We start from the raw sequence: 15,288 nt of genomic DNA, 5'->3' as shown, positions 1-15,288 counted from the left end.
GTCTCCCCCATCTACACCTTGCGTATTCCGAACTGCGCGGCTTTGACCGTCGAGTCCTGCTGCACGCCTGCAGCCAGGTACAGGCCCATGCGCGAGGTGATCACGGTTTCACTCAGGTCAATCGTGCCGCGCTGCGTTTCCAACGCCCCGGCAAAGCTGGCCGGCATGGTGAACGACTCTTGGTACTTGTCCATTGACCGATAGTAAAACGTGGACGACGCGCCGTTGACCGTCTTGGTGACGGTCAACTCAGCCTCCCAGGCCAGGATGCCGCGCGACGACCCCATGATTTCCGCCGCCGACACCATTTCGATAACGTCGCCGGCCGCCAGGTTGGTCTGTACTACGTTGGCCGTGGGTTGCACGTAGATGTAGCCGCCCGCCGCCGCCATGTTGCCACGCAGTTCGATGCACTGCGCATCACCATAAGCGGCAGGCTCCTTGTACCACCGCGTGGTGATCCCGGTCAGGCCAGAGCCAACGGCCTTGTAGCCGTCCGCCAGCACTGACCCGGCCACAGCGTTCACGCCCGCCGGTAGCGCGCCGCCAGTGCCCACCAGTAGAGGGTTGGCATTGAGGCAGCCGAACGGGCGTATGGCCGAGTAAACGTCGCCAGCGTCAGTGGGCAGCGGGATGCCGGGGAATTCGAAGTTGGCGGTGATGATCGGCACCACCCGCGAACTGATGAACTCGGCGCCCAGGATGTTGGGATGCAGGCCCTCGACTGTCATCGCTTCGGTGAAGCCGTCCCAGATGTTCACGACCGGCACGAACTGGCTGACGTAGTTCAACACCCAGTCTTTGTAAGCGATCGCATCGGCCAGCGCCTGCCCGGTCAACGCCCTGCTACCGAAGCGCGGCGTACCAGTGCCGACGATCAGGTACTTGCCGGGCGTGTTCAGGAACGCGGTGACGATCTTCATCACGTTGGCTTTCGTGTCAGCCAGGCTCATACCTGCCGTGGTGCTGTCATTGGTGCGCGACAGCAGCAGCCACAGGTCGGCAGTGGCCGACGCAATGCAGGCCGGAAGCCTGGCCAGGAACTGCCCGGTGTGGTCGCCGAGCTTGCCCTGGTTGTCGACGTAGCTGGGAAACAGCCCGGTGCGCGCCGCGATCCAGGCCGCATAGCCGTAGGCCTCGGTGCCGAATGCTGTCGCGGCGATGGTATGGCAGTTGCCCGAGAAGCTGTCGCCGAGCAGGCCCAGACCACGCCGGATCGGTTGGCGGCGCGGAACCGGATTGACCAGAAGGCTCATGCGTATACCTCAAATGCAGCGCCACCAGTTGGCACGTAGCGGATCGTCGCGGGCGGAATGCTCAACTGATAGGCACCGTCTTTCCAGAACGTGTCGGTGGTGATCCAGTTATCACCGGCCTGGATCTGGACCGTCACGGACCCACCGTTCGCCTTCACTGCCAACGTCACTTTCATCGTGCGGTCGTAGGTTTCTTGCTTCGTTGCTGTCTGCACAGTGCTTCCCCGGCGGCCTACGGCCTGGCTGAATTGGTGGTGTTGGATAGCTCTTCGACAAAGCGGTTACACGCCAGCCCGGCTACTCGGGATTCGTCATAAGCCTTTGCCAGCTCTCCCGCTCGCGCGTCAGCCCGGCCGAGCAGGTCGGAGAGCACCATCGCGGCGCGGGTGGCTGCCTTGCCTCGTTTGGCAGCTCCGGTATCGCCGGGCACACAACTTGCCGTGGCTGCCAGCTTTCCTGCTTCGACGCGCAGCCGGTCGCCAGCAGCGTCAGCGACAGCAGCATCAGTAAGCGCAGCGGTCTGTTCTTGTCTTGCATCGTTCGCCACCTGGTTGGCCGCCTTCTGGCGGCGTTGCTCTTCGGTTCGGTATTCGGTGGTCGTGGTGGCCACCGCTTCGGATTGGGTGCTGGCTTCCTCGGCCCACTTCGCCTTCCAGGCCAGATCGGTGACGGTCACGCCGTGCAGGTATGCCCCGTACAACGCACCGGCCAGCGACAGCAGGATCAGCAGCAGACCGACTGCCTTCCACGGCAGGGCCTTCACGCCAGCACCTCAAGCGCTCGGGCATACAGCGCCTGCCGATCAGCCAGGCCATTCGTGCCGCCGTTGATGCGACGGGTGATCGTCAGGAAATCGCCCTTGTCCGCCAGCGTGTTGAGCGCGGCCCGGTGCCAGAACCACCCCGCCGACATCGCTGCGTGCTGCGGCAGCTCGAGCAATTCGGGATGGTTGATCAGATCCAGGCCCAGCGCTTCGGCGCACTCGGCATAGTTCGCCCGACCAGTGATCTGGATCAGGCCGCGCCCACGGTATTTGGAGCCATCGCCCGGCACGGTATTGCCTAGGTCTTTGCGCCCCTCGTACCCCAACTGCTGCGGAGTCGGCCCCCAAATCTCGCGGACATAACGCAGCTGACCGGACTCATGGCCGACCTGGGCGATGAACGCCGCGATGCGCACCGGGGTCACGATCTGGTACTTGCTCATCGCCGTATTGAGGACGGGTGCAAAAACGCCGGCTTTCTGGCCGGCGTTCGGGAGGATCTGCAATAGTTGCTGCGCAGTGATAGGCATCAGTGTTTCTCCAGGCAAAAAAATACCCGCTCGATGGCGGGGTGCGGGTGTTGCTGTGCAGGTGTTACGCGGCGGCAGGTTCGGGCGCTGGCTGTGCAGCAGCCTTGAGCGCTATAACCTCGGCGCGCAGTTCCTTGACGGCTCCCATCAGGTCGGTGATCAAGGCCATCGGGTCGAGCTGCTGGATACGTGCGTTGCCGCTCTCGTCAGTCCCATCCTTCACACCCGTAACGGCTAGCGGGTTTACCTCTTGGGCCTCATGGGCAATCAGGCCCTGGTAGGTGGTGCCATCGCCGCTAAAGACCGCGCCGAAAATCTTGCGCTGGTAGGTGACGATCCTGTAAGCGTCGATTCGATCAAGGTACGACGGCACTTTCGCGTTGGCGATGTACTTCTTGAACCGGTAGTCAGACCCGAACAGCGTCATGGTCCCGACGTAGGTGTTGTCGATCCAGACGTCGACGTTAGAGCCGGTCCAGTTGTAGTTGTAGACAGTCCCGCCACGACCGGCGCTCAGCCCTGCCCTGCACCAGGTTCCTGCTGACTCAAGTCGCCCTGTGATCTGCATCGCACCCTGTAGTGTCAGCACGCCCCCTGCTTGGTTGATCAGCCTGACGTCATAGTCTGCTGCAGTGTTGTTGTAATGAAAGTCGATATAGGGAGCGTTGTTGCTGAGTTCCAAGCCCGCAAACGTGGGAGCAGAGGCCGGGCCGATACCTAACGAATTACGCGCTGTGGCCTGAGTGTTACCACCAGTGCCGCCGGAAGCAATTGCGATAGGCGCAGCCGTCACAGTGATTGATGGGACCGACAACAACCCGTCGTAGCTGTAGCTCATGCTCGGCCCGGTCGCGGTGTTTGCCCCGTTGACAGAGCGCCAAGTGAATCCGCCGGTGCCGCCACCACGGTTGACGATGAAATGTCCTTCGCCGGTGCCAGAGGCGTTCCAGCCCAGATACAAGCCTTGGACATTGTAAAGCGCGCTGGCCTGCTGCACCCCTACCTCTGAGAACAGCGCCCTTCCGTCAGTGCGACCTGTTCCTCCTTTCGCCAGTGGCAGCGTGTCGTAGTTGCCAGTGGTGCCGAGTGCGGCCATTTTGTCGCCAAACTGCACCCGCAGTTGGTTGAAAGCGTCGCGCAGCATTTTATCGTAGCCTTGCACGGGCATGATTGCGTATGCGGCTCCGCTGACTGTCGCGCCCTTGTAGGGTGGCAGAATGGAGATAACCGTGGGGCTGGCTACGTTGGCGATCTCGTAATTGAGGCCGTCAGGCCCCACAAAGGCATCACCCACTCGTGCATTTGCGTCAAATGCGGCGTTCACGCCAGTCACAGCTGTTGATCCGTTTGTTACGGATACAGTCCCACCTCTAAGCCAAGGCATTTAAAACTCCTAATCTAAGCGCCTTGATTTAGGCGGTAAGTTTTGCACAAAGAAATGGGCGATGACCTTGATCGGTCCACGCCGTTGTTGCGAGGCTGTACAGCATGATTTTCGAGTTCGCGTAATCCACGGCGATGCCACACCCACCACCGTTCGCGCCGTTGTGGCAATGAAATGCAAACGAGTTTATGGATATGAACTCCCCTACTCCAAGCGCTTTGTCGATGCTCCACCTATAGCGCTGGCCAACGCTTAGTTGTTCACTGCCCACATATGTCCAGTTACCAGCAGCGAACGTGACGACGACTGGCGGTGCCCCGCTGTCATATACAAGCTCGCCGCCAGCCCCCCAAATACGCATTCCGAAAGAAGCCGTACCCATAGACGCCCATGCGGCAATGAAGTATTGACCGCTCAGCGTGCTCTGGACGTTTGAAGCCTTCATTGCGAAGCCTGTCCAGTTACCCGGCCCACCAGTGAACCACACCGATATAGGCACCTGGACGATGCCGTTCTGGTCAGGCCTGATGAACACGATGGGCGGATCTGCGCTTGTTACTGCGCGCGGGAATGTCACATTCGCATTTGTGGTGCCTGAATAGCCGCCCTTCGTGAGCACGCAAAGCCGAGGTGTTTCCGAATCAATCTGCACGAAAGAGCTGTCGTTGATGCTTATGACGCCAAAACTCATGTCTTGAACCTCACTGCGAAGCCTTTCGCGACAATGCGAGTCTGGTTGGTGTTGCCCAGATTTGCGGACGGATTGGCCGACCTCAAAACAACTTGACCGGCCGATGTTGTAACGTAGGGGTAGGACTTGGTGTTGCCGGTGGCATCGCCTTCAGCTGACTGAATGTCCTGCGCCCTTGTGGGTATGACCATGAAGACGCAGTTCGCCGGATCAAAGGCAGGGATGCTCAGCGTGATTACCTTTGCCGTTGATCCGGACGTGTCACTGAAATCAATCACCCCCTGCCAAATCACCTGATAAGTGAACGTGGTCGTATCCATGACCAGGTTCCCGTTTTCATCCCAAACTCTGGCTCCGTAACTCATGCGGCCAAATTCCCCCATTGGTAACGAAGCTGGCCTCTCTCGTCATAAACTTTGCCGCCTTGGCCGTTAATGACTTGCCTACCACCTCCGGCAAGCGGCGAGTTGATTTCAAACGTACCGTCCTTGCTCAAAATCCACCCAGACTGACCAGCTATATAGTTTGTTGAGCTGATATAGCTACCGATCTTGGCGTTGGTAATCGTGCCGTCTTGAATGAACGTAGGGCCAAGGAACAACTGGCCGTTCTGGGCAACGAACGGCGTCGATATCGCACCGCCCGCCAGCGTGTTCACCAGTGCGAACCGGTCGGCCGACATGAGGATCTGGCTTTGCAGCACACCGCCAACGTTCTCAATGCCAGCGCCGATCCCGGCCATTACGTACTGTCCGTTGGAGTTGACTTGCAATTTGACGGTATACATCGCCGTCAACTTGCCGTCCGTGGTCGCCTGAGCCGAACTAACTGTCTGAACCGCTGCGCTCGCGTTGTTGGCTGTTGCCTGAACCTGGGATAGCGTCGTCGACAGAGCCCCGTCCGCATTTGCGCGAGTGGTAGCTTCAGACTGAATAGCCGACTGAACCGTTGTCTGGTTTGTGGTGACCGTTGCCGTCAGGTTCGTGATCTGCTGGGCGGTGGCCTCCCTATCCGTGGCCTGCGTAGTTTCAACAATGCTGATTTTCGACTCGTTGCCGCCGACTCGAGCATCCAGCAGGGTTGTACGCTGAGCCAGGGCGAAGTCCTGCTCCGTCCTGACCTTCACTTCCTGCGCCACACTGGCTGTGCTGTCCCAGCCCTTGAGTGCATCCAGCAGATCGCCCTCCCCGCTGTCGGCGCGGTACTGAGCCTGCACTGCCTGAAGCTGACTCGCGTTTGCACTGGTCTTGCCGTCGACCGTCGAGATATCGGCGGTGTTCTTGCTTACCTGCGCCGCCTGCGCGTTGGCCGACCGAATCGACTGACCGGTGTTGACCCAGTACGTCGGGTTCGGCGGACCATTCGACCCGTTGGCAGCCGCTGGCACCGCCGCAATGGCCGTCCAGAGGTTGTCGCCCACGCGCACGGTGTTGTCGCGCACGTAGGCATCGATCGGCACATATACCAGCGCGTCGGTGATCTCTCCGATGTTGGCCTTCAGCTCTTCCAGGCGCTCATTGACTGAGCCAGCTCCGTCGCCATCGATGAGGTCGATCCGGTCCAACAGTCGCTTGGCCAACTCCGTTTCCGATATCTGGTCGGCAATCATTTCAAGGATCGCCCCAGCATCACTGCTGGTCTGCCCCATGACACCCACGCCAGTCGGATACCACGGCCCCACGTTGCCGGTCCGATCCACCAGCCGCGCCCAGAAGAAGAACGTCACACCCGCGAGCAGGCCCTGCATGACGTATTCCGATTGGGGATACGCCAGGTCGCTGAGCTTCGTGGCCTTGGCCAGGTCGGTCGTCGGCCCGTACCAGATTTCCGTGCGCTGCGTGTCCTCTGCGCCCGGCGGAAAAGTCCATTTCAGCTTAATGCCGAAGATCAGCGACGCGGCAGTCAGCGACGTGACGGCAGGTGGCAAGCTGGTCTTGCCCTGCAAGTTCGTGAGCAGCGAGGTGGCCGGCAAGGACGAAACGTTCAAGGCGCTGACAGCGCGCACCCTGGCCATGTACTGACCGGAGTAGATACCCGGCACATCCACAGACTGCTCGCCAGTGCGCGGCACCTTGACCCACTCGCGCGAGCCCCAGCGCCATTCCACGTCATACGCAACCGCGCCTGGCGCAGCGTCCCAACTGATGGTCATGTTGGTAACCGCGATGCCCTGCTCGATCACCACGTGTTGCGTCACGAACACTGCGCCCGGCGCAGGCTGCACGCCCACTGGAATGCCGCTGATTGGGCGGATATCCACGACGGCGCCGAAGTCGATGGCGTCAAACTTGCTCGGTTCGTGCTGGATGCACTCGAGCTGGTACTGGTGCCATTCCGGGCGCGTGATGTTGCGCACCAGAAACTGCATGGTTTTCAGGTCTTCGTATTCAAGTATCCAGCCACATTCGGCTTCTGGCACTTCGCTGAAGCTGGCCGCCACAGTTACCCGTCGGCCGGTGAGCGAGGTGATAACGCGCGCCTCGGTCTTGCCGCTGGGCAAGTTCACCCGCAGCTTGGCACCGGTCGACAGATCGATGTCGCGGTCAACGGTAATGACGCGCCCCGCCACCGCGCTGATCCGCCCGCCGTTCGCACGACCGGCCAACATGGGGTCAGCCACGGCAATGATCTGCCCTGTCTTCGGAATGCCACCATCCAGGCCTACCCGGAAGGTCGCGGGCCTTGTCTGCGTCTGTTCGGTGATCAGAGCGTATTGGCCTGCGCGCTGCGCCTGCCCGAGTGAAGTGCAGCCGTAGGCGTCCACCGACAGCTCGTTGACCGATCCAGATTCGGCCATCGCCACGTCATCAAAGACCGGCTCTTTGTCCGTCGCAAAACTCTGGTCCGGGTTGTCCCACGTCACCATTGCCAGGTTGTGGCGGTCGCGCGCCCGGGTGCCCGAATACTGGATTTCACCGTTGTTCAGGATCTGCGACGGGTTGTAGGTGTAGACCGGGTCGCCTGGCATGTCGGCGTTGAACGTGATCTGGCTGCCATCCCAGGTGCTCATGCCGTGGAAGATGGCCGACAGGTCCTGCAGCACCGCGTAGGCATCCGCCTGCTTTTGCAGGTAGATATTGCAAGTCATCCGGGGGTGCATACCGCCCATGCCGTTTGGCAACATCTGGTCGCAATACTGCGCAATGCGGTACAGGTTCCAGCGGTCCACCATCGTGGCATCGATCCGGTGTCCGAGGCCGTAATACGGGTTCAGCGCAATGTCGTAGCACACCCAGGCCGGGTTGTTCGTGTAGGCCTCTTTGAACGTACCGTCCCATATCCCGTTGCTGGTGCCCGCGCCGGACGTTGCATAGGTCCGCGTCTCGGGGTCGTAGTTGGTCGGCACGCGCACGATGCGGCCGCGCATCAGCACCGCGATCTTGGCGATATCTCCACCGAACTGCTGGGCGTCATATTCCACACAGCCCACGGCGGTGAGCGGAAATTCCTGATCGCTGTCTACGACCTCTGCGACCGCCTCGATAAACATGCTGTCCTGAATCAGCGAGCTGTTGGCCTCGGGCGTGATCCGGCGTACGCGCATAGTCCAGCGGCTGCCCGCAGGCAGGTTTATGCGGTGACTGCGTTCGTACTTGGTGACGTTCTTTCGGTCTACGTAGTCCGCCAGGATCTGAACGAACGGCCCGCCGTCAGTGGCCAGGTCGATCGCGTAATCGATTCGCACGCCGTTGATGTTGCCGCTCTGGTCCTGCGACTGGAGTTGTGGCCAGCTGAACCGGATGCGAAGCGCATCCAGCACCGGGTTATTCACGGTGCGCAGGTAAGGCGTGGTGCTGAGCAACTGCTGGTTTACGTCGACTTCGTTGCTGGACTCGGCAATGCCCTCAAGACGCTGCTGGTTCAGCTCGCCATTGCGGAACTGCCACTTCACGCCTGGGAAATTGACCGTTCCGTCCTCGGCCACCAACGGCGTACCGTCGAGCTTTACCGAGCGCAGGCCGTCCACTGGGCCGACGATCGGCCCCCAGCTCCACAGGTAGACGATGCGCGCGGTGGCAATGGAAGCTGTGCTGTTTAACGCAATCGTCGGCTGCTTCTGCGTGGCCTCGCCGCCCTTGCTCCCGCGAATGCTTCGCGCTGCTACCGCACTTCCCATACCGCCCCCAGAAAAAAGAAAACCCGCCGAAGCGGGTCTGGTATTACCTGATGATCAAATCTGATCTTGTGTGTAAATGCCGCCCGACTCGACGGCACCGCCGATCTCTCGTTCGCCGTAGAGCACGGGATAGGGGTTGCCCTGGGCAACGGTGGTCACCGCGCCCCCAAAGCCATAGCTGGGGTTGTTTCCGTCGTCATTGTTGCTGCCGACGCTGGCGGTGGTCGTCGGTGAAAGCATCTGCACCACGCCGCCAAGACCTGTGGCCGCACCCGCGCCGAGCAGGCCCAGGCCGAGCGCTGTACTCGTACCGCCGGAGACAAGGCCGCCCACAACCAGCGCGACGCCCAGCACCACCTGGAACAGGCCAGCCTGCTTGCTGCCTTGGATCAGCGGCACGATGCGGATATCGGTGTTGTCGCTTCCCTGCATATCGAACTCGGCCTCGCCGGCGTTGCGCTTGCCGCAGAAGACGCTGAACACCAAGCCCCGCTCTTCGCCGGTCCGCAGAAACTTCTCGAAGCCAGGCTTCATCGCGCAAAGGGCATTCACGGCATCGCGCACGCTGTGTACATCGATGCGGTACTCCCGGCCGAAATGCTTGCGCAGAACGCCGTAGAGCACGATGGTGCGCATGGTCATGGGGTGTATTCCTTGTGGCGCAGGATCAGTTTCACGCGGTTAGCCATCGACCAGCCGTAGACCTCACGGGCAGCCAGGCGACCGGGCATGTGGTGATAGATGAACGGACCAGACCCGCCGAGTGCCGGCGCGTCCTCGCTGTGCAGGCTGGCATCGGCGCCGAGGTAGATCGCGGCGTGGTTCGGGAAGTGGCAAGGCCTGCCCACTGTCGGGATCTGGAACACCAGCAGGTCGCCGCGTTGGGCCTGCTCAACCCGAACGAAGCCACAGGCCTCGAAGTTCTCTTCATAATGGCTCGGGCTTTCCGGATCCTCCCACCACAGTTCCTTTCGCTCGAAATTCGGCAGCGGCAGTAAGGCCTCGCGGGCGTACCAGTCGCGGCAGGCCGACCAGCAATCGAGCAGGCCATGCGAGAAGTCCCGGCCCAGCAAGGGTGCCTGGAAGCCGCTCGGCTTGAACCACTGAATGTCACCACCAGGCCAGCCCACAATCGCCCAGGGCAACTCATGCAGCTCGCAGCTAACCAGATCGGTCATGCTCGGTGTTGCGGCGCGGTCCGGGTGGCTGTGCACGATGGCCAGCACCTCGCCCCTGTCTTCTGCCGCCGCAGCGTCGTGCTTGTCGATCAGGAAGTGCTGAAGCGGGTTGGTGGCCACGTTGCCGCACGGCACGTACTCACGCCCTGCCTCGGTCTTGATCAGCAGCCCGCAGGCCTCGGCCGGGTGTGACTGCTCGGCGTGCGCCCGCATGGCGTCCTGAAGCTTTTGATTGATTCGCATGGTTACCCCTTGGCGATCAGGCTTGCGCCCATTGAGCCGCCGAACCGGCGGGTATTGCCGCGCAATTTGCAACTGCTCCACCAGCCCCCGCAGCGGTCAAGCGCAGGGTTGTCGGTGGGTTCGTTCTTCTTGTCGAAATAGGCGGTGCCTGTGTAGGCGCAGGCCTCCTGCCGGTACTGGCCGCGCATCGCCCAGCGGCATAACTTGGTGATCTGCTGGGACGGCAACTGCTGGCCTTCCATGTCGATGGGGCTGGAAAGCTCAAAGCCGACCGCCGAAAAGTTCTCTTCGGTCTTCTGCTCGATCCTCCAAAGGCTGGTGCGGCTTTGATCTGCGGCATCTGGGTTGCCCCCGTCGAAGTTCGCGGCATCCAGGAAGTGCTTGAACGTTTCGATCACCTTGAAGCTTGCCCCGGCCAGATCCTTGAACTGCAGGCAGAGAGCAGAAACAGCTCGCGGAATACCCGACAGCTCGTTGGCCAGCCTGAGCTTGGGTGTGGCTGGGCGGCCATCACCACGGATGTCTAAACCGGTGACCTCGATCTGGATAGGCGAATACAGCTGGCCCTGCCAGATGATGTCGCCCTCATGCTCATGCCCGTGGAAGCGCCAGAGCGTGGCTCCCAGCCTCGTCGCATCCAGTTCGTACAGGCGAATCTGGTTGCCGGGCTCCAGCTTCTGGATGTCCGCGCTGTAAATCATGGTGGTTACCTACGAAAAACCCCGCACTTGGCAGGGTCAGGGATTGGACGGCAGCTGATCGGTTGTACAGCGTGGACAAAAGGCCAGTAACGCGAGCTGCTGATCACGTAGTAGCTTTGCGCCTCCAACGAACCGCCTCGGTCCGTTGCCTACAAACCCACGGACCGGGGTATCAAGTGACCTAGGAGGTCAAATGTCAGAAAACACAAGCATCGTCGACGCCATAAACCAACTCACAACCGTTGTGCTCGCTCTTGCCCACACACAAGCAGCGCAGCAGCCAGACCTTACACTTGCAAGACTCGGAGCCGCAGTCATTGCAGGCCGCAATCAAGGATACGGCGACACCTATTCGCTGCAGATATTTGAAAAGGTTTTCCCAGGAAAGCCTCTCCCTATAGCTTTGTCGGATGAAGAGTACGCTAAGAGGTTTGGCGAACAGGGCAAGTAAGTTTGCCCTTGGTGAGGGTCGACTGTTCTACGATTTTCTCTCGTATATACAGCCGACCATCGCCTCCGATAAAGAATGGTGTTTCAACTGATGTATGGTTCACTTCTTTATTAGACATGCGCGCTCCTGCGGCCATGCCGCATAATTTTGTTTCATGGTTTGAATGTTTGTTTGAAGTTCGTGGACAACGAGTGCAGACCGTTGCCGAGGGTCGACAACTTGTAGCCGTTGGCGGTGTATCGGCCTTGTCCGCTGCCAGGCGGCGTCCAGATAAATGACTTGAAGCCCTCATGCCGGTCCAGAAAGTCCTGCACCTGCTGGAGCTTCTGGCCAGCGCCGAACCTTCCGGTGACTGTCACGTCCCAGGCCTGCGACTTGGTGTTGATGCCTACGCCACCTGCCTGGGTGTAGCCGTCGCCGAAGTCGTTCGACCAAGTGCGCTGCTTCACGTCGCCGGACGCGCCGACCTGTACGTCAAAATCGAATGTCTCAGCCATTACGTGCGCCTCCAGAGCAAGCCGCCCTGTCTCATCTCCTGCTGGAGAACCTGACGAACCTGCGCGGCAGCACTGTCACCTATTGCCCGTCCCTGGCTGGCTGCCTCAGCATCGCTCATGCCCGGCTGGCCTTGGACGGTCACCGGCACGGTGATGCTGATTGGCGTAGATGCACCTCCACCACCGCTGCCAGACTTGTCAGCCAGGTACTTGGTCAGGTCCCGGTTCTGGTTCGGGTTGAGCACGCGCTCCCCGCCATCGAGCAGCCAGGTGCCTTCCTTCGGGATGTTGTCCATACCGTTGTGGGCCATACCGGCGAGTGCCGATGCGGATACGGCGGCGACCATTGGCGTGGTTGCCGCAGTAGCAGCGAGAGCTGCGGCAGGCGCAAGCTCAGGGCCGATCAGCGGAATACCGGCGGTCGATGCGTAAGCGTTCAGCGCTGCCTGCGCAGACGCTGCCTGTGCGTTGGCGATCAAGCCGGTGGCCGCCGCCGATTGCCCGCTTTTACCAACGAGCAGTTGAATGCCCTGATAGATCAGCCACTGCGCCGCCATGTCGCTCAGAGCATTGATAACCGACTTGGACATGTTCCCAGCGAAGTCAGCGATAGCGTCTCCAGCGTCCTCTGCACCGGTGACCACGTCGGAGAACACGTTGCCCAGGCCGCCGGTCAAATCATTCAGGCTGCCGGACACGAAATCGGCCGCGATCGCCGAGTAGTCTTCGGCCGCATCAACGTAGTTCTGCCAGGCATCGCTCACGCCCGCCATCCAGTTGGACTGGGCCTCGTCAATCCGATTGTAATAATCCTGCTGGATGACCATTCGTTCGGCCAGCGCCTCGGAGAGCATGCCTGTCTCTTTGGCGTACAGCTCGGCGCTGATATCCCCGGAGTTGCGCTGCGCCTGGAGGTCCGCAGCCTTGCGCGCATAATCCTCCTGAATGGCCATATCCTGCTTCAGGCGGTCCCGGGCCTTGTCGCCCATCCCTGCGCCAGCAAGCTCCATATCGAAGCCGCCGCGAGTGGCAGCGTTATCATCCTTGAGGGTCGCAAGGAAGCTGACGGCCTTGGCCTCTTCCTCGTTCGCGACTTTGAGTTTTTGGAGGGCATCCAGTTCAGATGCCAGACCCTCGAGGCGCTTCTGCTGAACAGCGTTGATCCCGACCAGCTTGCCCGATGCAACTTCGAAGCGGATCTTGTCCACTTCCGTGGCGTTTTTCTGCGCATCCGCGCTGGTATTGATCAGCGCGATCTGGCGCTGCAGGTCGGTCTCTGAACCCTTGAAGGTATCGCTCAGTTTCTTCGCTGCAGCCGCAGCGTCTTTTGCAGCCTGCTTAGCCGCGTCCAACGCTTTACGATCTACATTGCTGCCTTTGCCACCCTCATTACTAAAACCGGTGCCGCCGAAAAGCCGCTGGTACTCGGCTGCCGCACCACGAGCATCGGAGATGTACTTTTTAATCGCCTCTCCTGCCATTGGAGCCTCTATCGTCTCCTTAAGCCCTGACGCAGCCTGTGCGGCAACACCAAAGCTTATCCTGGCTGCCTCTTCCATCTCTTTGGCATTGGCCGCGAATTCCTTAGAGACATCACCAAAGCTGAGTTGCGAAAGGGCTGCCTGCCCGGAAGAGTCGAGCCTTTGAATGTATCCCACAGCAGTCGAGAACATCCCTATCAGCGTGTCAGATACGATTTTAAAAACTCGGACAACGCCGTCGCCTGCGCTGACAACGAACGCTGTGGCGGTCACCATTGACTCACCAATTTCTCCCACAACCTTCGTCACGCCCCCGCCCGCCTTAACAGAGTCATTAAGATCCTTGGTCATCTGCTGAACCACGGGCATGAAGTCATCGGCTATCTTATTTTTTGCACCCTGCAGGTTCTGGATTAGCCCAGCGAGCTCGCTCGAGAACTCTTTCGAGATGGCTATAGTTTGAACGCTGAGGATAGCGCCAGCGGACTCTGCCGCCTCACCAAGATCCTTGAATTGCTTTCCACCGTTCCGCAACAAAGGAACGAGTGCACTAGCCTCGTCGGCAATACCTTCCATATAGAAAGTCATTTCCGCCTGGGAGACATTGGCCTTTTCTAGACTGGATACATAAAGTTGAAGTGCTTCGGCACTATTCAGCTTTTTGAAACTCTCCGCTGTCACGCCAACCTTCGGCGCGATGACCTCAAAGAAGTCTTTCAGCTCGCCGCCGCCGGTGTTGAAGAAGTCGCCCAGTTTGTCGTTGGTATCCTTGAAGATGTCCGCGAGTTTGTCCTGCTCAACGCCAACGGTTTTCGCGCCCGCAGCGTACTTCTGGAATTCAGTTGTTCCGAGACCGGCCAGCGCTGCAAGGTTAGAGATTTCCTTAGCGCTGCCGGCGGTGTAGGCAACCAGCCCTGTCAGAGCTGCAGGGACGCCAGCGATGGCAACCCCCACGCCTTTGGCCAGGCTTTCAAAGGATTTGGCGATTTCCGCGTTGCGCTTCTTGGCCTCTTGACTAGCCCGGTCCAGTGGCCCGGTGAACGATCCAATCCTGGCCACCAAATCCAGTGTAAGCGTGCCCAGTGATTTGCTCATTCAATTATCTCCAGACGAAAAAAAACCCGCCGGAGCGGGTTTCTTAAATGATGGAGTCAGCCCCCAGCATATTTGGTTTTAAGCTCTTGCAGTCTTTTCTGTTCGCGCTCAGTCAACCCTGTGGCATCGTACAAAGCTTTTTTGTCTGCCCCGTCAAGCCGGGTAACTTCAACTGTAAACACAGCATCATCAGTCGCTCTCACCTTGGCCCAGTCGCTGAACATGTTAGGAGCTAGCACCCAATCAGCAGTTTCGCCGGGCTCCAGGCCTCCGCTGATCTCGTAGTTAAAATCATCTACGTACCATGGAACCGACCTACCTGGCGAAGCAATCGTACCCTTGAAATAAGCTCGCGAAATGGCCTTATCAGTATCATTTCTGACTGTAAGCTCTATATAAGGCTTCGGCTTATACGAATACTTTTCTTCTTGCAGATAAAAACGAGACTTCACGACTGTAAACTTTGCAAGCTGCGATTTCGCCGCTTCCGACTTTTTATTTTTATCTGTCAGATCGTTTATTTCTGCAACCGCTTGCGTGCGTTCCCTAGCCTCACGCTCTTCAGTTATACGCCTCGCTTCCGCAGCGACCTCATCAGCGGTTTTCCCATCCAATACGGACAGCATATTCATTCTTGCTGTCGTAGCATTAGTTTCGCCTTTAAGCATGCGACCGAGGTCCAGCTGGCTTAATGCAACTAATTGCACATCACTTTTAAATTGCTCCTTTTTTTCTCCAGACAGACTTTCTGAAACTTTTGTAATCGACTTTTGAAGAGCTTCGTCTGAGCTTCCATCGAGCTTTGGCTGTCCGCAACCGGATAGAGCCAAAGCTGAAATAAACATTATCGCCGTCCTGCGCATACGTGATCCCTCTTGGTCAGTGAGGCACAGAGTATCAG

15 protein-coding genes are annotated in these 15,288 nt (G+C 59.4%); 1 reads left to right on the top strand and 14 read right to left on the bottom strand.

Annotated features, from left to right (window positions below):
- Window positions 1-11: 11 nt before the first annotated feature.
- The 11 genes from AC54XV_RS11230 to AC54XV_RS11180 form a co-directional block, all read right to left on the bottom strand.
- The gene (locus AC54XV_RS11230) at window positions 12-1,256 is read right to left on the bottom strand and encodes an SGNH/GDSL hydrolase family protein (protein ID WP_496718661.1); all 1,245 of its coding nucleotides are present in this window, start codon (window positions 1,254-1,256) and stop codon (window positions 12-14) included.
- Window positions 1,253-1,432, bottom strand: coding sequence for a hypothetical protein (locus AC54XV_RS11225; RefSeq protein ID WP_496718939.1), 180 nt, complete (start codon window positions 1,430-1,432; stop codon window positions 1,253-1,255). Before AC54XV_RS11225 ends, AC54XV_RS11230 begins: the two co-directional genes overlap by 4 nt.
- Before the next feature lie 56 nt (window positions 1,433-1,488).
- Window positions 1,489-2,019 carry a DUF2514 domain-containing protein gene (locus tag AC54XV_RS11220; protein ID WP_496718659.1) on the bottom strand — a complete coding sequence of 177 codons (531 nt, stop codon included), beginning with the start codon at window positions 2,017-2,019 and terminating at the stop codon, window positions 1,489-1,491.
- Entirely contained in the window at window positions 2,016-2,549 is a 534-nt protein-coding gene (locus AC54XV_RS11215; RefSeq protein WP_496718657.1) for a glycoside hydrolase family 19 protein, read from the bottom strand. The genes AC54XV_RS11220 and AC54XV_RS11215 overlap by 4 nt, the downstream gene beginning before the upstream one ends.
- A 64-nt stretch (window positions 2,550-2,613) precedes the next feature.
- Window positions 2,614-3,933, bottom strand: coding sequence for a tail fiber domain-containing protein (locus tag AC54XV_RS11210; protein WP_496718655.1), 1,320 nt, complete (start codon window positions 3,931-3,933; stop codon window positions 2,614-2,616).
- Between the two features lie 28 nt (window positions 3,934-3,961).
- Complete coding sequence (locus AC54XV_RS11205; RefSeq protein WP_496718653.1) at window positions 3,962-4,624, bottom strand: hypothetical protein; 663 nt, start codon at window positions 4,622-4,624, stop codon at window positions 3,962-3,964.
- Window positions 4,621-4,989, bottom strand: coding sequence for a hypothetical protein (locus AC54XV_RS11200; protein ID WP_004408587.1), 369 nt, complete (start codon window positions 4,987-4,989; stop codon window positions 4,621-4,623). The genes AC54XV_RS11205 and AC54XV_RS11200 overlap by 4 nt, the downstream gene beginning before the upstream one ends.
- On the bottom strand, window positions 4,986-8,741 hold the full coding sequence (locus tag AC54XV_RS11195; RefSeq protein ID WP_496718651.1) for a TipJ family phage tail tip protein: 3,756 nt from the start codon (window positions 8,739-8,741) through the stop codon (window positions 4,986-4,988). Before AC54XV_RS11195 ends, AC54XV_RS11200 begins: the two co-directional genes overlap by 4 nt.
- Before the next feature lie 54 nt (window positions 8,742-8,795).
- A complete protein-coding gene (locus tag AC54XV_RS11190; protein ID WP_024639076.1) occupies window positions 8,796-9,383 on the bottom strand; it encodes a tail assembly protein in 588 nt (195 codons plus the stop codon).
- On the bottom strand, window positions 9,380-10,162 hold the full coding sequence (locus AC54XV_RS11185) for a C40 family peptidase (RefSeq protein WP_244391366.1): 783 nt from the start codon (window positions 10,160-10,162) through the stop codon (window positions 9,380-9,382). Before AC54XV_RS11185 ends, AC54XV_RS11190 begins: the two co-directional genes overlap by 4 nt.
- Before the next feature lie 2 nt (window positions 10,163-10,164).
- Window positions 10,165-10,863, bottom strand: coding sequence for a phage minor tail protein L (locus AC54XV_RS11180; RefSeq protein ID WP_496718649.1), 699 nt, complete (start codon window positions 10,861-10,863; stop codon window positions 10,165-10,167).
- A 193-nt stretch (window positions 10,864-11,056) separates the two neighbouring features.
- On the opposite strand from AC54XV_RS11180, the gene AC54XV_RS11175 reads away from it, so the two are divergent.
- Window positions 11,057-11,314: a hypothetical protein gene (locus AC54XV_RS11175; protein ID WP_103713433.1), complete on the top strand. Its 258-nt coding sequence runs from the start codon at window positions 11,057-11,059 to the stop codon at window positions 11,312-11,314.
- Window positions 11,315-11,466: 152 nt separating this feature from the next.
- Here the strand turns inward: AC54XV_RS11175 and AC54XV_RS11170 are convergent, their stop codons facing one another.
- From AC54XV_RS11170 to AC54XV_RS11160, 3 genes are read right to left on the bottom strand one after another with little or no spacing between them, the layout of a single operon-like run.
- Window positions 11,467-11,811, bottom strand: coding sequence for a phage tail protein (locus tag AC54XV_RS11170; RefSeq protein WP_103713434.1), 345 nt, complete (start codon window positions 11,809-11,811; stop codon window positions 11,467-11,469).
- Window positions 11,811-14,387, bottom strand: a complete 2,577-nt coding sequence (locus tag AC54XV_RS11165; protein ID WP_496718647.1) for a phage tail tape measure protein — start codon at window positions 14,385-14,387, stop codon at window positions 11,811-11,813. Before AC54XV_RS11165 ends, AC54XV_RS11170 begins: the two co-directional genes overlap by 1 nt.
- A 56-nt stretch (window positions 14,388-14,443) precedes the next feature.
- Entirely contained in the window at window positions 14,444-15,232 is a 789-nt protein-coding gene (locus AC54XV_RS11160) for a DUF6694 family lipoprotein (RefSeq protein ID WP_496718646.1), read from the bottom strand.
- Window positions 15,233-15,288: the final 56 nt, after the last annotated feature.

This window comes from Pseudomonas fragariae (ex Marin et al. 2024), assembly GCF_059621105.1.
This window is presented reverse-complemented; position numbering and strand designations above follow the sequence as displayed.